General features: G+C 64.0%; 17 protein-coding genes. 6 read left to right on the top strand and 11 right to left on the bottom strand.

Annotated features, from left to right (window positions below; translation table 11 throughout):
- Positions 1 to 49: 49 nt before the first annotated feature.
- From AC3WLM_RS19105 to AC3WLM_RS19060, 10 genes are all read right to left on the bottom strand, one after another.
- Entirely contained in the window at positions 50 to 2,692 is a 2,643-nt protein-coding gene (locus AC3WLM_RS19105; protein ID WP_492478462.1) for a TonB-dependent receptor, read from the bottom strand.
- A 95-nt stretch (positions 2,693 to 2,787) separates the two neighbouring features.
- Positions 2,788 to 3,717, bottom strand: a complete 930-nt coding sequence (locus AC3WLM_RS19100; RefSeq protein WP_492478461.1) for a helix-turn-helix domain-containing protein — start codon at positions 3,715 to 3,717, stop codon at positions 2,788 to 2,790.
- Positions 3,718 to 3,792: 75 nt separating this feature from the next.
- Entirely contained in the window at positions 3,793 to 4,323 is a 531-nt protein-coding gene (locus AC3WLM_RS19095; RefSeq protein WP_427465223.1) for a VOC family protein, read from the bottom strand.
- Complete coding sequence (locus AC3WLM_RS19090; RefSeq protein ID WP_492478460.1) at positions 4,320 to 5,759, bottom strand: dihydrolipoamide acetyltransferase family protein; 1,440 nt, start codon at positions 5,757 to 5,759, stop codon at positions 4,320 to 4,322. The genes AC3WLM_RS19095 and AC3WLM_RS19090 overlap by 4 nt, the downstream gene beginning before the upstream one ends.
- 11 nt (positions 5,760 to 5,770) lie before the next feature.
- Positions 5,771 to 6,784 carry an alpha-ketoacid dehydrogenase subunit beta gene (locus AC3WLM_RS19085; protein ID WP_062343830.1) on the bottom strand — a complete coding sequence of 338 codons (1,014 nt, stop codon included), beginning with the start codon at positions 6,782 to 6,784 and terminating at the stop codon, positions 5,771 to 5,773.
- Positions 6,785 to 6,801: 17 nt separating this feature from the next.
- The gene (locus AC3WLM_RS19080; protein WP_039335658.1) at positions 6,802 to 7,776 is read right to left on the bottom strand and encodes a thiamine pyrophosphate-dependent dehydrogenase E1 component subunit alpha; all 975 of its coding nucleotides are present in this window, start codon (positions 7,774 to 7,776) and stop codon (positions 6,802 to 6,804) included.
- Between the two features lie 12 nt (positions 7,777 to 7,788).
- Positions 7,789 to 9,003, bottom strand: coding sequence for an acyl-CoA dehydrogenase family protein (locus AC3WLM_RS19075; RefSeq protein ID WP_492478459.1), 1,215 nt, complete (start codon positions 9,001 to 9,003; stop codon positions 7,789 to 7,791).
- A 5-nt stretch (positions 9,004 to 9,008) separates the two neighbouring features.
- Positions 9,009 to 10,160 carry a thiolase family protein gene (locus AC3WLM_RS19070; RefSeq protein ID WP_492478458.1) on the bottom strand — a complete coding sequence of 384 codons (1,152 nt, stop codon included), beginning with the start codon at positions 10,158 to 10,160 and terminating at the stop codon, positions 9,009 to 9,011.
- Positions 10,157 to 10,552 carry a Zn-ribbon domain-containing OB-fold protein gene (locus AC3WLM_RS19065; RefSeq protein ID WP_492478457.1) on the bottom strand — a complete coding sequence of 132 codons (396 nt, stop codon included), beginning with the start codon at positions 10,550 to 10,552 and terminating at the stop codon, positions 10,157 to 10,159. Before AC3WLM_RS19065 ends, AC3WLM_RS19070 begins: the two co-directional genes overlap by 4 nt.
- Before the next feature lie 122 nt (positions 10,553 to 10,674).
- Positions 10,675 to 11,841, bottom strand: coding sequence for an FAD-binding domain-containing protein (locus AC3WLM_RS19060; RefSeq protein WP_492478456.1), 1,167 nt, complete (start codon positions 11,839 to 11,841; stop codon positions 10,675 to 10,677).
- A 109-nt stretch (positions 11,842 to 11,950) separates the two neighbouring features.
- Between AC3WLM_RS19060 and AC3WLM_RS19055 the strand changes: the two genes are divergently transcribed.
- The 5 genes from AC3WLM_RS19055 to AC3WLM_RS19035 all read left to right on the top strand — a co-directional run bounded on the left by AC3WLM_RS19055 (position 11,951) and on the right by AC3WLM_RS19035 (position 16,131).
- A complete protein-coding gene (locus AC3WLM_RS19055; protein ID WP_492478455.1) occupies positions 11,951 to 12,400 on the top strand; it encodes a DUF3429 domain-containing protein in 450 nt (149 codons plus the stop codon).
- Positions 12,401 to 12,515: 115 nt separating this feature from the next.
- Positions 12,516 to 12,848 (top strand): c-type cytochrome, encoded by a 333-nt coding sequence (locus tag AC3WLM_RS19050; RefSeq protein ID WP_052242517.1) that lies wholly within the window; start codon positions 12,516 to 12,518, stop codon positions 12,846 to 12,848.
- Positions 12,845 to 14,473 carry an FAD-binding oxidoreductase gene (locus AC3WLM_RS19045; RefSeq protein WP_492478454.1) on the top strand — a complete coding sequence of 543 codons (1,629 nt, stop codon included), beginning with the start codon at positions 12,845 to 12,847 and terminating at the stop codon, positions 14,471 to 14,473. The genes AC3WLM_RS19050 and AC3WLM_RS19045 overlap by 4 nt, the downstream gene beginning before the upstream one ends.
- Position 14,474: 1 nt before the next feature.
- Positions 14,475 to 15,227, top strand: coding sequence for an SDR family NAD(P)-dependent oxidoreductase (locus AC3WLM_RS19040; RefSeq protein ID WP_039335649.1), 753 nt, complete (start codon positions 14,475 to 14,477; stop codon positions 15,225 to 15,227).
- Between the two features lie 10 nt (positions 15,228 to 15,237).
- A complete protein-coding gene (locus tag AC3WLM_RS19035; protein WP_492478453.1) occupies positions 15,238 to 16,131 on the top strand; it encodes an MBL fold metallo-hydrolase in 894 nt (297 codons plus the stop codon).
- Positions 16,132 to 16,200: 69 nt separating this feature from the next.
- Here AC3WLM_RS19035 and AC3WLM_RS19030 read toward each other — a convergent pair whose 3' ends face one another.
- Positions 16,201 to 16,968, bottom strand: a complete 768-nt coding sequence (locus AC3WLM_RS19030; protein WP_039335645.1) for a helix-turn-helix transcriptional regulator — start codon at positions 16,966 to 16,968, stop codon at positions 16,201 to 16,203.
- 144 nt (positions 16,969 to 17,112) lie between these two features.
- Here AC3WLM_RS19030 and AC3WLM_RS19025 point away from each other — a divergent pair, with 144 nt between their 5' ends.
- Complete coding sequence (locus AC3WLM_RS19025; RefSeq protein ID WP_492478452.1) at positions 17,113 to 18,207, top strand: acyl-CoA dehydrogenase family protein; 1,095 nt, start codon at positions 17,113 to 17,115, stop codon at positions 18,205 to 18,207.
- The last annotated feature ends 39 nt before the right edge of the window (positions 18,208 to 18,246 follow it).

The raw sequence follows: 18,246 nt of genomic DNA, 5'->3' as shown, positions 1-18,246 counted from the left end.
GAGGCGAAGCCCCGTCCACGGTTCGGATTTGTGGCGGGGCTTCGGACGATCAGAACTTGAAGCCGACGCGGGCGTACCATTCGCGGGGCCGGTTGTAGCTGCCGAAGTAAACCCCGGCCGCGTCGTTGGCGCCTGCCGAAACGAGGTAGCGCTCATCGGTCAGGTTCGTGCCGCCCACGGTCAGGTCCCACTTTCCGCCCGGTTCGCGGTAAGTGAGGCTGGCGTTGACGATGTCGATCGGCTGGCGGCGCAGCGGCAGATAGCGCGCCACGTCGTTCCACACCGCGCTCTTGTGCGTCCAGTCAGCCAGGAACACCATCGAGCCACCGTTGCCAAGGCCGAGTTCATAGCGCGGCGCCAGATTGGTGGACCACTTCGCGGTCTTTGGCAGCTGTCCGCCAACCACGGCACCTTCGCGCAAGCCGGGGATCGGGCCTGCCACGTCGGGGCGCAGGACGCTGGCCGAAAGCGCCGTAAAATAGGCATCGAGATAGCCGACCGACGCGTTGATCGTCAGGCCCTTGACCGGAGCGACGATGGCTTCGAGTTCCACGCCCTTGATCCGCGCTGTGCCGGCATTGTCGATGGTGGGCGAAGTGCCGACCTGCTGGTTCAACTGGACGTTCTTGTAATTGGTCGAGAAGGCCGCGACGTTTACTTGCAGGCGACGGTCGAGCCAGGTGGACTTCACGCCAACTTCGAAGGTCTCGGCAATTTCCTCGTCGAAATCGGGCGCCACGTTACCTTGCGGGTTGGTCAGTCGCGTGGTCCAACCGCCGGTCTTGTAGCCCTCGGAATAGCTGCCATAGACCATCACGTCGTCATTGGGGTGCAACTGCACGCCGATCTTCGGCGCGAAGTTCGAGAAGGTCTTGCGGTTCACGCCGGGCACATAGACCCGTACCGGATTGGTGGGATCAGGATAGGACAGCGCGGCAAAGCAGGGCGGGCCGCCCGCAGCCTGCGGCGGGGCCAGCGGGAAATCGCCGAACGGGAAGATCGTGCCCGCAGCATTCGCGCAGCCGAACAACTTGTAGTTGCCGCCGTTGAGGTCCTGCTGGCCGCCTTCGAACAGCTTCGTCTCCTTGGTGTATCGCCCGCCCAGTGTGATGCCGATCCAGTCATTCACGCGGAAATCGACCTGGCCGAAGAAGGCATAGTTCTTGGTGTCGAAGCTATTCGGACCGTCGACCTGAAGCAGGCCTTCGTCGAAGGTCACGTAATCGTGCAGATCGCCGTCTTCCTTGAAGTAGTATGCGCCGGCCACGAAGTTCAGCTTGCCGTCGAGCAGGTTGGAGCCGAGCAGCTGCACTTCCTGGCTGAACTGCTGCTGGTTCTGGCTGAAGGTCAGCTCAAGCATGGAAAGCGGCGAACCGTCGAGGTCGGATCCCGCCTTCCAGTTGGTCTTGCGGTAGCTGGTGATCGAGCGGACCATCAGCCCCTCGGCAAGGTCATACTCCAGATTCCCGGCAAAGCCCCAGGCGCGCAGCTTGTTGAGCGTCGGACCGGTGGCATAGGTCTTGTCCGGATCGCCGGTGATGAAGCGCCCATCCCATGGCAGGCGATTGTTCGTGGGGTCGGCATCGGTGTTGACGCCTGCCAGCGAACCCAGGAGGCGACCGGGGTTGACGCTGGTGCCGCGCGCGCCACAGATCGCGCTGGCGCCGCGTGCGGCGATCTCCGCCTGTGTCGAGCCGATGCAGAAATTGTAGAGCCCGGCGAAGAGGAAGCCGCCGGCCGGATCGATCGGGTTGATGCCGGTTCCGGGCAGGGGGTTGGTCGGGGCAAACGGTCCCGGCGGGAAGGACACGCCGAGCAGCGAGTTGTTCTGCCCCGAGGAATCCTGATTGGTGTAGTCACCCGAAAGCGTTGCGCGGAAGGCACCGCCATCGTCCCACCGCAGCTTGCCGCGCAGGCTCATGTTGTTGTCCGCGCTCTGGCGCGATGACGTCGAGTAGTCCGCGTTGTTGAACGAGGTGAAAGAATCGGAATTGGCAATAGCGCGCATTTCCGCCGCGTTACCGTTGTAGGGGATACGCTTCTGGAAGCCGCTGCGGCTGGTGACCGCGCCCGTCAGCGAGGCGGCAAGGCTGTCCGTCAGTGGCAGGTCCAGCGTGGCGCGAGCGCGCAGCAGGTCGAAGCTGCCAGTGGTAAGGTCACCGGTCAGGCGGAACTCCTTGCCGGGATTGTGCGTGACGATCGAGATCGCACCGCCGATGGTGTTGCGCCCGAACAGCGTGCCCTGCGGTCCCTTCAGCACCTCGATGCGCTCCACATCTGGCAGGTCCTGGTTGGCGCCGACGGTACGGGCCAGGAATACGCCGTCGAGGTAGATGCCGACGCCCGGATCGATGTTGAACGCAAAGTCGTCAGAACCGATGCCGCGGATCGTTGCGGAAAGCACGGCCGACGATCCCGAGAACGGCGTGCCGCCATCAAGGTTGACGTTGGGCGCGATGCCGCTCAACGCAGAAATGTCGGCAACCGCGCGCTCCTTCAGCGCAGTGCCGCCGAATGCGGAAATCGCGATCGGCACGTCCTGCACGTTCTCGACGCGCTTCTGCGCGGTGACGACAATCTCCTCGATGCCGCCAGCATCATCGGCCTGCGCGGTTTCCTGGGCGAACGCCGGAACGGCGAGAATGGATGCAGCAAGCGCAAAGACGCTAGCCGAAGTGAATCGAGCCTTCATGCGGAACCTCCCATGTTTATGCGATCGGTCTAGCTGTCCGTTTCAACGCTGCATGTCTGCGCGCGCAGGAAACCGGACGGATGCGCAAGGACCTGTCAGTTCATGCGGCGATAGTGGCTGGGCGTTGTGCCGAAGTGCTGCTGGAACCGGCGGGCGAAGTGCGCGGGATCGGCAAAGCCGCATTCCATGGCAATGGTGGTGACGCTCGCACCGGGCTCGCTCACCAGCCTCCTTGCCGCGCGGTGCAGGCGGCGGCGCATGATCAGGGCGCTTGGCGTTGTTCCGGTACTGGCAGCAGCGGCCTGTAGCGTGCGCAGGGGAACGCCAAGGCTCTTCGCCAAAGCCGACGGGGTGAGGTCTGGATCACCGATCCTTTCAAGGATGATGGCTTCGGCGCGCGTCAGGAGGAAGTGACTGGGCGCTTCCGTCACCTCGCCGCTGCCCTCGATGCACGAGGCAATGATGTCGCCAAGGATGCCCGCGTGCATCTGCCAATGCGCATCGGGTAGAGTCTCGGGCGCTTCCTGCCAAAGCGAGGACATATAGCGATGGGCAAGACGGGTTGAGGGTAGTTGGCCGGAAATGCGCCGTGCAACGAAATCGTCGATGTTGGGCATGCGCTCGGCAAGCGTGCGGCGATCGAACTCCACCACCATCATCTCGTGCGTCGTGCTGGTGTCGAAGCGATAGAACTCCTCGGCCGCGCACAGCACCATGTCTCCTTCCGTCAGATCGACGGTGCGGCCACGCTGTTCGAGCCGGGCTGCGCCGCGCGTCAGCAAGTGCGCGACAACCGTCTGATCGGTAGGCCGGGTATGCCTTTCGGCATGGCGCGAGATCACGGCAGCCCGCGAATAGGGGCGGACCATGCGCAGCGCTCCCATCTGCCACACGGTCAGTCGCGCGTCGAAGCGGTCGCGCGGGGCGTCGACGACCATGCCGGTGTAGGTCGAGGCGATCAGCTCATTCCAATAATCGAGCCGCTCGACCGGAGCGAGTTCGCGCGTGCTGAGAACTTCGAGCATGGTTTTACCGCCGGTTTCAGGACTCTCCGGCAGCATTGTTATAGGATATAGCAACGCCTGCCAAGCGTCCGCTTGTCAGCCCAGTTTGCGCAGCGGTTCAGACCCGTCCCAGTCTTTCGCGGCGTCCTTGATCATCTGGAAGATGGCATCGGCGCCGGTCATGTTCTGGAGCAATTCGATCACGTGGCCGGGGCCCTTTCCGGGATCGACGTAGATCACCTCGCCGTCGGCACCGACTTTGCCCTCCACGAGAATCTCGGCGCCTGCTTCGGCGCAGGCGGCTCGGGCTTCTTCGATCGAATCCACAAAGATGCAGATGTGGTGGAGACTGTCGGTCACCGCGTATTCGCCGGTGTAGATAGAAGGCTCGCTGTTTTCCGGACGGATCAGTTCGATCTGCACATCACCCCAATAGGCGATGGCGATGGAGAACACCGCGCCCGTGGGCACGCCCTTGTACTTGGCATCCCCGAGCGCGACGTTCTCCATCAGGTAGAACGGGCCGACGCCCATCGTCTCGGTCCAGTATTTCACCGCCGCGTCGAAATCCTGCGGCAGGTAGGCAAGTTGGCCGACCGGGCCGAGCTTGGTGATCGCGCGGGTCATTGGAACAGGCCCTCCGGTGCTTCGAGCAGGCCCTTGAGCGTCTGCAGGAACTGCGCCCCTGCTGCGCCATCAATGGCACGATGATCAACCGACATGGTCAGTTGTATGCGGGTCTCGAAGGCGATGCCGCCATTGTCCGCCTCCACCGCGACGCGATTGGCTCCGCCGACGGCAAGGATCGCACCCTGTGGCGGGTTGATGATCGCATCGAATTGCTCGATCCCGAACATGCCGAGGTTGGAGACGGAGAAGGTGCCGCCATCCATGTCCTCATAGCCAAGCTTGCCTGCTTGCGCCTTGTCGATCAGCGCGCGGGTGGTCGCCGCGATCTGGGCGATGTGCAGGCGGTCTGCCTGGCGGACAATCGGAGTCACGAGGCCCTTGGGGCTGGCCACGGCAATGGCGACGTCTGCGTGCGGGAACGAATGCACGCTGTCGCCATGGACCTGTACGTTGACGTCAGGGTGCTTCACCAGTGCCAGCGCCACGGCCTTGACGATGTAATCGTTGATCGACGCCTTGGTACCGAGAACGAGGTTCGCCGTCTTGCGCAAGTCCATCAGCGCATCGACCGAGGCCGAGACGCGCAGGTAGAAATGCGGGATGGTCTGCTTGGCCTCGGTGAGGCGCTTCGCCACGACCTTGCGCACCTTGTCGAAGGGCTGGACGCTCGGCTGGTTGACAACGAGTTCGAACGGCGCACCGAAGACTGGCGCAGCGGCCGTGGTCGGCTTGACCAGCGCTAGCACGTCGGCCTTGGATATGCGGCCGCGCGCGCCGGTGCCCCTGATGGAGGATAGGCTGATCCCATGCTGCGCGGCAATGCGGCGGGCGAGTGGGGAGGCGAACGCCTCGGGTGTATCTTCCACCAGTTGCGCGCTGCCCTTGTAGGATACCGCGCGTTCCGGGCGCAAAGCCTGCACCACGTCCTGGTAAGTAATGCGTCCGTTGCGGCCCGATCCTTCGATCGGCTCGATATCGACGCCTTCCGCTTCGGCGAGCTTCAGCGCTTCCGGGCTGATCGCGCGATTGGTGACGATCTTCTTCGGCTCGCGCGCCGGTGCCTGGGCAGGTGCAGCAGGTGTCGCTGCCGCCGGGGCCGGTGCAGAACCACCGCCCTTGGCCGCAACCGAGGTTTCGGCGGGCTTGAAGCCGGCGATGAACTCGTCGACCTCGGCGTCGCTGGTATCGGCATCGGCGAACACCGCCAGCAGCGCCCCCACCGGGTGCGCTTCGTCGCTCGCCGGGGTCAGCAGGCGCTTGAGCACCGCATCGTATTCGGCCTCGACCTCGTTGGTGATCTTGGCGGTTTCGATCAGGCACAGGACTTGGCCTTTGGAAAAGGCCTCGCCTTCCTTGACCATCCATTCGGCGATCGTGCCCTCGGTCATCTCGATGCCCCACTTGGGCATGCAGAACGGGCGGATATTGGCCATGTCGCGGCTCCTCAGCGGTAGCCCAGAACCTTGCGCACCGCCGCCTCGATCTTGTCGATCGAGGGGAGGTAGGCAGATTCCAGCTCGCGCGCGAACGGGATGGGGGTGTGCGGCGGGTTGACCGACAGCGGGGGCGCCTTGAGGCTGGCGAAGGCCTTTTCAGCTACCAGCGCGCAGATATCGGCCCCGAGGCTGCAGCGCGGCGGCGCTTCGTCGACGACAACGAGGCGACCGGTCACTTCGACGGAGTCGAGGATCGTTTCCTCGTCCAGCGGGCTTGTGGTGCGCAGGTCGATTACGTCGCAGCCGATGCCCTCGGCGGCCAGCTTGTCCGCCACCGCTTCGCAGAAGCCGAGAAGCAGACCGGTCGAGACGATCGTCACGTCCTGCCCGGCGCGGGAAAGGCGGGCGTGGCCGAACGGAATCATGAAGTCCGGATCGTCAGGCACTTCGCCGCTGACGCCATAAAGCGCCTTGTGTTCAAGGAAGATCACCGGATCATCGTCGCGGATTGCAGTGCGCAGCAGACCCTTCACGTCGGCAGGAGTGGTCGGCATCACCACCTTGAGGCCGGGCATGCCGGTCAGGATCTGATGCACTGCCTGGCTGTGCTGGGCAGCGGCATTATAGCCCGCGCCATAGGCCATGCGGATCACCGCCGGGCACTTGGTCTTGCCGCCGAACATGTAGCGGAACTTGGCGATCTGGTTCCAGATCTGGTCGAGAGAGACGCCGATGAAGTCGGCAAACATCAGCTCGGCAATCGGGCGCTTTCCCGAAAGCGCAAGGCCCGCAGCCGCACCCATGATCGCGCTTTCCGAAATGGGCGTGTCGATCACGCGGTCCGCGCCGAACTTCCCGAACAATCCGGTCGAGGTCGACCAGATCCCGCCGATGGCTTCGGGGCCGCCGGGCGTGCCCATGCCGCCGACAATGTCTTCGCCCAGGCACACGACGTTCTCGTCGCGCTCCATTTCCTCTGCGATCGTCGAGACGACAGCGTCGCGGTACATCATTTTTGCCATTGGTCCGCTCCCTCGTCTCAGTACGAAATGTAGACGTCGGTCAGGACGTCTTCTGCGGTGGGACGATCGGCAGCCTTGGCTTGCCGGACGGATTCCTCGATGGCCTCCAGCACTTCGGCGTCGATCTTGTCGAGGTCTTCGCCTGCCAGCAGCTTGGCCTGGGTCACGCTTTCGCGGAACTTCTTGAGGCAGTCGCGCTCCTCGCGGATGCGGTCGAGTTCGCCCGGGCCGCGGTAGCGCTGCGGGTCGCCCTCGAAGTGGCCGAAGAAGCGCTCGGTATCGAATTCCACCGCCGCTGGACCGTTGCCGGGGACGCGCACGTAATCGAGCACTTCGCGCATGGTTTCATAGACCGAGAAGAAGTCGGTCCCGTCCCCGCGCCACACCTTCATGCCGAAGGCTTCAGCGCGGCTGGCGATGTCGCCATTGGTGCCGACCGCATACTGATAGCCGGTGTGCTCGGAATAGTGGTTGTTCTCGAACACGAAGATGGTCGCGGCCTTGGTAACCACGGCCATGTTCATCGCTTCAAACGTGGTTCCCTGGTTGCACGCGCCGTCGCCCGAGAATGTGATGGCGACCTTGCCCTTCCCATCGATCTTGGCTGCGATCCCGGCGCCTACCGCGATGGGAGCGCCCGCGCCGACGATGCCGTTGGCGCCGAGCATGCCCTTGTCGACATCGGCAATATGCATCGAGCCGCCCTTGCCCTTGCACAGGCCTTCGCGGCTGCCCCAGATTTCCTTCATCATTCCGTTCACGTCACAGCCCTTGGCAAGGCAGTGGCCGTGGCCGCGATGGGTCGAGACGATCTTGTCGTCATTGTCGAGATGCTCGCACACGCCGACCGCGACGGCTTCCTGCCCGCAATAGAGATGAGTGAACCCGGCAATTTCGCCGGTCTGGATATCGACGTGCAGGCGTTCCTCGAATTCGCGGATCACCTTCATCTGGCGATAGGCGCGCAATAGCGCCTCACGGCTCAGTTGCATCCTCTTCTTCCTTTACAGTCCGAGCACAGTGCGCGCGATGATGCTTGCCTGCACTTCGTTGGTTCCGCCGAAAATTGTCCATGCCCGGCTGTTGAGATAACGCGCAGACGCGACCTGCGCGCCCTCTGCGTGGATCGGTGCCGGGGCATTGTCGCCATAAAGCGGCCGCGCCAGATCGAGCTGGAGGCCGGCCGGGCCATAAAGATCCACTGCCAGCAGATCGACGTCCTGACGGAGGTTGGAGGCCAGCAGCTTGCACAGCGAGGTTTGCGGTCCGGGCGGGCGACCCTTGGCGATCTTCGAGAGAATCTTCAGCTCGATCATCTCGAGGCTCTGGATGCCCAGTCGCACCTTGGCCACGCGGCGCTTCCAGTCAGTGTCGTCAGCCAGTCTGCCGCCACGGCCATCGGGCTCGTCCTGCGCAGCCTGTTCGATCTGGGCAAGGTCGTATTCCAGCTTGGGCGAATGGCACGAACCACCGCGCTCGTTCTCGAGCAGGAACTTGGCGAGCTTCCAGCCATCACCTTCCTCGCCGACGCGGTCCTCGACTGGCACGATGGCGTCTTCAAGGAACACCTGGTTGACTTCGTGGTCACCGGCCAGCGTCAGCAGCGGCCGGACCGAGACGCCGGGCTGGTTCATGTCGACGAGCAGGAACGAGATACCTGCCTGCTTCTTCACGCTGGCATCGGTGCGGACCAGCGCGAACATCTTGTTGGCCCAGTGGGCGTGCGTGGTCCAGATCTTCGATCCATTGAGCTTGTAATGCGTACCGTCATCGGAAAGCACGGCACGGCACTGCAGGCTGGCAAGGTCAGAGCCTGAGCCGGGTTCGGAAAAGCCCTGACACCAGTAATCCTCGCCCGACAGGATCTTGGGCAGGTACTTCGCTTTCTGTTCGGGCGTTCCGAAAGTATAAATCACCGGGGCGACGAGCTTGAGACCCAGCACCGTCAGGTTCGGTGCGCCGGCAAGTGCACACTCCTTTTCGAAGATGTAGCGCTGCGTGGGCGTCCAGCCCGTACCGCCCACGTCCTTGGGCCACTGATAGGCGAGCCAGCCCTGTTCGTTCAGCACCGCGTTCCAGCGCTGGCCGATGTCCGGTTCGACGAACACGGTGGGCGACATCGCGGCGCCATGCTTCACTTCTTCAGGCAGCTTCTCGGCCAGAAAGGCGCGCACTTCGTCACGGAAGGCCAGTTCTTCGGGAGAAAGATCGATATCCATAACTGTCAACGCTCGAGAATGGTAACGGCAGAGACGCCCGGGGCGCCATAGACATGACTGTATGCGGTCTTGGGATTGCCGGGAACCTGCCTGCCGCCGCCATCACCGCGCAGCTGGACGACGTTCTCGTAGACCTGGCGCAGGCCCGATGCGCCGATCGGCTCACCACAGGCGAGGCAGCCGCCATCGGTGTTGACCGGAAGGCTGCCGCCAATCTCGGTGCGACCTTGCGCCAGCCATGCTTCCTGATCGCCGTCCTTGCAGAAGCCGTTCTCGGCCATGTGCATGATCTCCGCGCCGCATTCGGTGTCCTGCAGCTGGGCAAGGGCAATGTCTTCGGGCCCGATACCGGCCATGCGGAAGGCATCGGCGCTGGCGATCTGCGTGGCCGTGGCCTTGCCACCGCCGATGTCGATCGACGGCGCAAAAACCTCGAAGCTCTTCGGCGGGCGGGTGCGCATCGTCGCAGCCTTGAGCCGGACCAGCGGCTTGCCCAGCTCGCGCGCCTTCTTCTCGCTGGCCAGGATCAGCGCGACGCCGCCCTCAGCCGGAGAGCAGAACATGTATTTGGTATAAGGGTCCGAAACGAGCGGCGCCTCGAGAATGGTCTCTATGTCCACCGGTTCGCGCCGCCAGGCATGGGGCGCATGCACCGCATTGCGAAAGGCCTTGTTGGCCACGCGCGCCAGGCTGGTCTGGCTGATGCCGTGTTCGTGCATGTAGCGCATGATCTTGGCCGCAAAGAACTGCGTGGTGATCATGTAGCCGGCATCGCCATACCATTCCGGCAGGTTGTATTCCGAAGGCAGGGCATTGAACGCGCCGCGCGGGTGCTTGTCGAAGCCGACGGCAAGACCGATGTCGAACTCGCCGCTCTTGATCGCCATCTGGGCAGAGAACAGCGCCGACCCGCCAGCCGCACAGCCATTGCGCACGTTGATGAACTGCACGCCGGTCAGGCCCAGGCGCTCGACCATCGTATCGGGATTGCCGGCCGCGTCCGAGCTGCCATAGGCAAACTGGATCTGCGGCCAGTCGATCCCGGCATCGGCCAGCGCCTCGCGCACGGCATATACGCCCTGTTCGAGGCCGGACAGCCCATCGGTGCGACCGAACGGGTGAATGCCGACGCCAACAATGCAGACATCGCCGCTCATGCCGCATCTCCTGCAGGCCGGAAGGCGGGGATCATCACCGGATCGGCGGCATCCGGATCGAGCGGTATCATGGTCAGTTCCAGCGGCATGCCGAGGCGGATGTCTTCGAAGGCGATGTCGGTCAGGCGCGATTCCACGATCACTTCGCCCGGCAGCTCGACGTAGGCGACGGCCCATGGGCGAAAGGCCTCGGGGCCCTTGTAGGGTGGCGATTTCGGGCGATAGCGCTGGATGGTGTAGGACCACAGCGTGCCGGTGCGTGACAGCGCGACTCGATCGTACCGGTCACCAGTGGGACAGGGAAACACCACGCGGCCCGTATCACGCTCGCGCCCGCCGATCAGGTGCGGCGGGTTGTCCTCGGTAATGAGCCCTTGGGCGATAACGTGCATTCCACTCCCGTCCGTGCAAGTCCGGAGGCCTGATTCCGGTTTCCTGCACTAGACCCGTCGAAGCAGCATTTGCCGACTCTGCAAAACGCTAGGGTGGGCAAAACGCTAGGGTCAGCAAAACGCTAGGGCAAACAAACGGACAGGGGCGAGCGCATTGGTCGAAGTTGGTCCAGCAGGCGCGGAATTTCGCTCTTGAGGTTGAAGAAGCCCTTGCCGCAGTGGGGCCAGCACAGGCGGTCCCACGTGCGCTGGTGTTCGGCAAGGACCATGCCGTTTGCGGCAAGTCGTGATCGCAGGGTGTCAAGCGCGGCAGCGACCGGACCGACGGGGGCAAAGCCGGTAACCACCTGCCTGCAGCCGTGAAGCGCGGCGAAGGCCACGGGATTTGCGACCCCGACAGGACATTGCCAGTGAGCAGCAGCACGAAGGGCTGCGTCGTCGAGTGCCATCCGGTCCCACTCGTTGGCCGCAAGATCGTCGGCAACAACCACGGCGCGCACGTCAAGATCTGGCAGGACAGTTTCCAGCGAGCAGTCTTCAGGCGTCAACAGGACCAGCGTGGGCAGGGCAGGGTCCAGGGCAATTGCCGTGCGGAGCGGCGTTCGCGGCAAGGGTGAAGCCGCCTCGGGAGTGCGCGCCACTCGGGCAAGGCCTTCGGGCCTGAACCTGCCCCCGGTCATCGCCGCGATCCGGTCGGCATCGGCAAGATAGGTCTTGCCCGGCGTGTGCAAGCCCGCCACCCATCGCCAGCTCAGCGTATTGGAAGCAGGGTCTGCATCGACCAGTTTCTCGAAGAACCACTGCGCACCCAGTTGCCAGGGCAGGCCGAGCGTGAAGATCCAGATCGATGCAACCTGCATCCGCGCCCAGTTGTGCAGGTAGCCAGTCGCCGCAAGCTCACGTGCCCAATGGTCGAAGGCATCGATGCCGGTGCGGCTTGCCATCGCCTCGGCAATCATGGTGCCGGGATGAAACGCGCTGACATCGGCGAGGTATGCGCTCCACACCCCGGGGCGCTGCTCCAGCCAGCCCTTCCAGTAGGTCCGCCAGAACACCTCGGCGATGAACTTTTCGCACTTGTCCGGCCGATGCGCCGCCAGAACGCTTCGCACAACTTCGTCTTCGCCGATCAGACGGCGGCGCAGCGCGGCGGAAAGGCGGGAGACATTGGCGTGGTTGCCCTGCGGGTCGACGAGATTGCGCCGCGCCGCATAGGCGCTGCCGGCGCGCGGAACGAAACGTTCGAGTCGTTCGAGAGCAGCGGCGCGGGTGAGGGGGAACCTGTCCATGCCCATGGCCTAAACCCGCTGGCAGTAATCCTCGACGTGGCAACAGGGCCGTGTTGCGAGAGGATAGGCGCAGGGGCAGAGCGGACGAACGATGAAGGAGTCTGCCCGCGTGACCCGAACCACCCTGCCTCCTGCCGTCACCGTCTTGGGACTGGCGGGCTGGCTGCCACAGGCGCTGTGCATCTGGGCAGTCCTGGACAAGGGTCCGTATCAGTGGACCGCCAAGGCGGCAGGCTGCTTCTACGCTGCGCTGATCCTGTCGTTCCTCGGCGGGCTGTGGTGGATGGCCGGGCTGCTTGGCGGGGTGCGGAAGTCCGGGCTCTATGTCGTGTCAGTGCTGCCCAGCCTTGCTGCGTGGGCTGCGCTGCTGCCGTGGAGTGAGGGCTGGCACTGGCCGGGCCCTTCGCTGGTTGCGCTGGGCCTGCTGCTGCTGGCCAGTCCGCTGGTAGACCGCAAGCTTTCCGGCGACGTCACTCTGCCGCCGGGCTGGTTGCGTTTGCGGGCGTGGATGGCGGGCGGCCTTGGCATCCTGACCCTGGCACTCGCATCACTTGGCTGATCTCGCACGCACGTTTCGCTTGGTGGAACGCTCCGGAACAGCGCCGATAGCGAGGCGCCCACAGGCGCGATAACTCTTTCGGCAAGCGGAGATCACGCCGCACCGGAGGGGATACATGCCCGATAAGACCACAGCCCTTGCCATTGCAGGGGCAACGCTGCTCGCGCTGGCCGCGCCCGCCATTGCCAGCCAGAAACTGGGCGAGACGCAACCGATCCGCGCGCCGGAGACGGTCTACGCCAAGACCTGCGGCTACTGTCATGGCCGCAACGTCGGCCCGATCATCCTTGGCCGGGCAATCCCGGCGGAGAGCGTCAAGTACATCGTCCGCCATGGCCAGAACGGCATGCCCGCCTTCCGCCCGACCGAGGTGAAGCCTGAGGAGCTGGAAGCTCTCGCCGCCTGGATCGAGAAAAGCGATGCTCGCAAGGGGGAGCACGGACAATGAGCGATCTGAACCTCGACCGTCGCGGCCTGCTTGGCGCAGGCATCATCGGTGCAGCCAGCCTTGGCCTTGGCACCGGCGCCAGCGCAAGGAACCCCGCGCCGCTCGCCCCTCACATGTCCAAGGCAGACTTTGCCGGGGCGATGAAGGCCTTCCGCGCTGTTGTTGGTGCGGAATGGGTGTTCGGCGATGAGGAAGCAGTCGCTCCCTACGCCAAGGTTTACGTGCCAGACCCGGCGAACCGCCACGTGCCCATCGGAGCGGTCTGCCCCGAAAGCGTTGAGCAGATTCAGGAAATCGTCCGCATCGCCAACAAGTACCGCCAGCCGCTCTGGCCGGTCTCCACCGGCAAGAACATGGGCTACGGGATGACCGCGCCTGCGACGCCCGGCCAGGTCGTGCTCGATCTCAAGCGGATGAACCGCATCCTTGAAGTCGACGCCGATCTCGGGACCTGCCTGCTCGAACCCGGCGTCACCTACCAGCAGCTCAAGGATTACCTGGTAGAGAACAACATTCCGCTGTGGATCGACGTGCCGACTGTCGGCCCGATTGCCTCGCCGGTAGGCAACACGCTCGATCGCGGGGTGGGCTATACGCCCTATGGCGAACACTTCATGTTCCAGTGCGGAATGGAAGTGGTGCTTGCCGATGGGCAAGTCATGCGCACCGGCATGGGCTCGATCAAGGGCAGCACCGCGTGGCAGGCGTTCAAGTGGGGCTACGGACCCTATCTCGACGGCCTGTTCACCCAGTCGAACTTCGGCGTCGTCACCAAGATGGGCCTGTGGCTCATGCCCAAGCCGCCAGTCTACAAGCCGTTCATGGTGCGTCATGGCGAAATGGCCGACGTGCCGCGCATCATCGAGGCGATGCGCCCGCTTCGCGTCTCCAATCTCGTCGCCAACTGCAACCTGATGATGAGCGCGTCCTACCAGCTCGCCATGTTCAAGCGCCGCAACGAGATCGTGCCCGATGGCGCGGCCCTCGACGAGGTTTCTCTCAAGAAGGCGGCCAAGGCCAATGGCCTGGGCATGTGGAACACCTACTTCGCACTCTACGGCACCGAACAGACCGTGGCGGGCGTCGAGCCGATCATCCGCGCCAGCCTTGAGGCCAGCGGCGGTGAAGTGCTTACCGCGGCCGAAATGGGCGATAACCCGTGGTTCCATCACCACGCCACGCTGATGGAAGGCGGCCTCAACCTTGACGAGATCGGCCTGTTGCGCTGGCGCGGAGCCGGCGGGGGCCTTGCGTGGTTCGCGCCTGTCGCCGCCGCGCGCGGCGTTGAGGCCGAGCGCCAGACCGCGCTGGCCAAGGAAATCGTCGAACGCCACGGCTTCGACTACACCGCCGCCTACGCCATCGGCTGGCGCGACTTGCACCACATCATCGCGCTGCTGTTCGACAAGTCCGATGCCGAGCAGGAGAAGAAGGCCGACGCCTGCTACCGCGAACTCGTCACCCGCTTCGGCGCGCAAGGCTGGGCGAGCTACCGCACCGGCGTGAACTCGATGGAGCTTGTCGCCCAGCAGTATGGGGCCGTGAACCGCGAATTCAACGCCAAGATCAAGCACGCGCTCGATCCCAACGGCATTCTCGCCCCCGGCAAATCAGGAATCGTGTAAGATGATGCGCTTCGAAGGAAAGGCCGTCCTCGTGACGGGCGCCGCCACCGGCATCGGCCGGGCCACAGCCATCGCATTCGCTCGCGAAGGCGCCTCGGTAATGATCGGCGACATCGACGACCGCGCCGATGAAACCGTCGCGATGATTCTCGGAGAAGGGGGCCGGGCGGCCTTCCGCAAGACCGACGTGCGCAAGGCCCCGGAGCTGGACGAACTGGTGGCGCAATGCCTCGACCGCTTCGGCCGGATGGATGCCGCGTTCAATAACGCCGGCGTCCTGCCACCACAGCGTCCGATCCACGAAATTCCGGAGGACGAACTCGATCTTGCCATCGACGTCGACTTCAAGGGTGTGTTCTTCGCCATGCAGGCCGAAATCCGCCACTTCCTGAAGGTCGGCGGCGGGGCAATCGTCAACACCGCCAGCGTCGGCGCGCTGATCGCGGATCCCAATATGAGCGCCTACTGCGCAATGAAGCACGCCGTCTCCGGCCTGACCAAGGCGGCGGCCGTGGAATATGCCCAGCAAGGCATCCGCGTGAACGCCATCGCGCCCGGCTTCGTCGTCACCCCGATGACCCAGCACTGGGCCGACAGCAACGAATTCACCCAGATGTTCTTCGCCCAGAACATTTCAGGCCGCGCCGCGCGCCCCGAGGAAATCGCTCCCACGGTGCTGCACCTGTGCTCGGACGGAGCCAGCTTCATCAACGGCGCCACTTTCACCATCGACGGCGGCCAAACCGCACACTGAGGAGACGGAAATGCGAAAGGTTCTCTCGCTTCTCGCGGCATCGGCGCTTTCAATCAGCGCAGCCCATGCCCAGACACCTGCAAAGGGGCCGCTCGAATACAAGGTGATCCCGACCAGCCCGGTCAGCATGGTGGCCAACGTCACCCTGATCACCGGTGAGAAGGACGCCGTCCTTGTCGACGTACCCTTTGCCCGGTCCGACGCCATGCGCGTTGCCGCTGAAGTGCTCGACAGCGGCAAGAGCCTCAAGGCGATCATCATCACGCATGATCACCCCGATCACTTCTTCGGACTGGACGTGCTGCAGGATGCATTCCCGGACGCGAAGATCATCGCCAATCCGGTTGCCGCCAAGGATATGGCGCGCTCGATCCCGATCAAGTTCAAGCGCTGGAGCGGACAGCTCGGCACGAATGCGCCCAAGCGCCCGGTGCAGCCCGTTGCGATGGCCGGAGACAGCTTCGATCTCGAAGGCCACAAGCTTCAGGTTCTGGGCCCGATGCAGGGCGATCACGTCCATTCGACCGTGGTCTGGGACGCCGAGACCCGCACCCTGATCGCAGGGGACATTCTCTACAATGGCGTCTACGTCTGGCTCGGCGAACATGGGCCTGCGCAGTACGATGCCTGGCTGAAGACGCTTGACCAGCTCGAGGCGCTCAATCCGGTCAAGGTCGTCGCCGGACACACCAAGCCCGGCCTGCCTGATGACAGCATGAGCATCGGCTGGACCCGCGCCTACATCAAGGCCTTCGCCGATGCGCGCAGCCGGTCGAAGACCTCAAAGGAACTCGCCGCGATCATGGCCGCGAAGTATCCCAATGCGACCGAAGTCTACGGCGGGTTCCTGCTCGGCATCTCCAGCCAGGTTGGCGCTGGCGAAATTCCGCCGTGGGATGAGTGAGGGACGATGAACGAGACGGAAGGCTGAGACCTCGAACGGCTGTTCACGCACATGCCTCGGTGACCACCCTCAAGTCGCCAGCGAGATATAGCCCAGCTGCGCCGCCTTGAAGACTGTCTGGCTGCGGTTCACCGCATTGAGCTTCATCGAGGCGTTGTGGATGTGGAAACGCACCGTGGCCCGGCTGCGGCCCATGATCATGCTGATTTCCAGGTCGGTCTTGCCGATGGCCGCCCAGCGCAGGCACTCCACCTCACGCTTTGACAGGCGCGAGCCCGAGGGCAGGGCCTGCGCCGATCCCATCGCATGGACATAGCTGGCGATGAAGGTGCGTGCATAGATGCCGAAGGCGTCGCCGTTCTCAAGGAACACGTCATCCAGTTCGGTCTGCGCAGGATCGAGCGGATTGAAGCTGACTGCACCGATCTGCCCGAACGGCAGGTGCACGGGCACGACGATGGCAGCGCGGGTCATCGCGCGAGCCTCGAAGTTGGTGAGGTCGATGGCGGTCAGGTAGTGGTTAGGCTGGCGGGTGTGAAAACCGTTGGCGTTCACCCAGAATGGCTCGCTCTCGAACCGGCACGCAGACGTCAGCGGCGAATCGAGCGCGATGCGCGAATTGCGCCACCACACCTTCTCGTCGTTCCAGCCGAATACGTCGCGTGCCAGGATGTTGCCATCGGCATCGACCGGCGTGCGCTTGTCAGCAATATCGTGCGCAGGGGCGGCACGCATGCCGGCGGCCGTTGCGATCTGGTGCAGGGCTTCTGCCGCGCGGCGCACGTCCTGCGGATTGCTGATCCTGACCGAGTCGATCGACTCCACCGAAAGCTGCACTGACCTCTCCTGTACTTATGGACATGGGTCATACCGGCCAAGTGCTTTGGAAACAACGACGGTATTGGCTCAAACGCCTAGTCATTTGCGCAGCATGGCGAGCCGTGCGAACTTGTTACAGGTCGTCTCCTTGAGGAGAGGGACGTGAATTTCGACCTGAATGAAGACGAGGAAATGCTCAAGGCCCTTGCCGAGCGCTTCGTCGATGACAACTACGACCTCGATCGCCGCCGTGTCTATCTCGGCGGGGCGAATGGCTTCTCGCCGCAGATGTGGTCCCTGCTGGCCGAACTCGGCCTCGTTGCGGCACCCCTGTCATTCGAAAGTGGCGGGATGGCGCTAGATGCCACTCCGATCGCCACGGTGTTTCAGGCGCTGGGCAAGGGCCTCGTCGTCGAACCCCTGATAGAAAACGTGATGGTCGCAGCGCGGCTGTTCGAACGCGTCGCCCCGGCCGATCTTGCTGCACAATGGATGGACGGCCTTGCCATGGGCACCCGCCGCCTTGCGCTGGCCCATGCAGAACAGCGTGCCCGTGCAGGACGGACCTTCATCGAAACGCGCGTCGATGATGCGGGCGCTCTGACCGGAGCGAAATCGTGCGTGCCCGCCGGCGCCGGGGTTGATGGCTATATCGTCACCGCGCGCGAACATGGCGCACCTGCCGATCAGGAAGGCGTGGCGCTCTATCTCGTCGCCGCCGATGCGCCCGGTCTTTCGATCAAACCGTGGCGGATGGTGGACGGATCGCTGGCAGTCTCGCTCGATCTCGCTGCGGTGCCGGCCCAGCGGCTCGGCGGCTCGCTGGCCGATGTTGCCGAAGTCGGCGTGCTTGCCTCGCTCGCCCGATCTGCCGAGGCGCTGGGCATAATGCAGCAGCTGTTCGAAGCCACGCTCGATTACCTGCGCACGCGTCAGCAGTTCGGCACGCCCCTGGGCTCGTTCCAGGCGATCCAGCACCGCATGGCCGCGCAATATGCCGCGATCGAGCAGGGTAGGGCACTGCTCGATCTTGCCATTGTCAGCCAGGGATCGGACAGGTTCGCCACCGCCGTTGACGGCCTGCGCGCCTTCGTCGCCCCGGCTTCGGTCGAACTTGGGCACGAGATGATCCAGTTCCACGGCGGCATGGGCGTGACCGACGAACTGTTCATCGGCCACGGTCACAAGCGCCTGCTTGCCCTGTCGCGCTGGCCCGACGACGGGCTTGCCGCGCTCGACCGGTTTGCTGCTGCCTGAAGGAAGATGGCCCGAACCTGAAGGTTTCAGGGCCGTCTT

The organism is Novosphingobium sp. FW305-C-30-35, from assembly GCF_058783135.1.
This window is presented reverse-complemented; position numbering and strand designations above follow the sequence as displayed.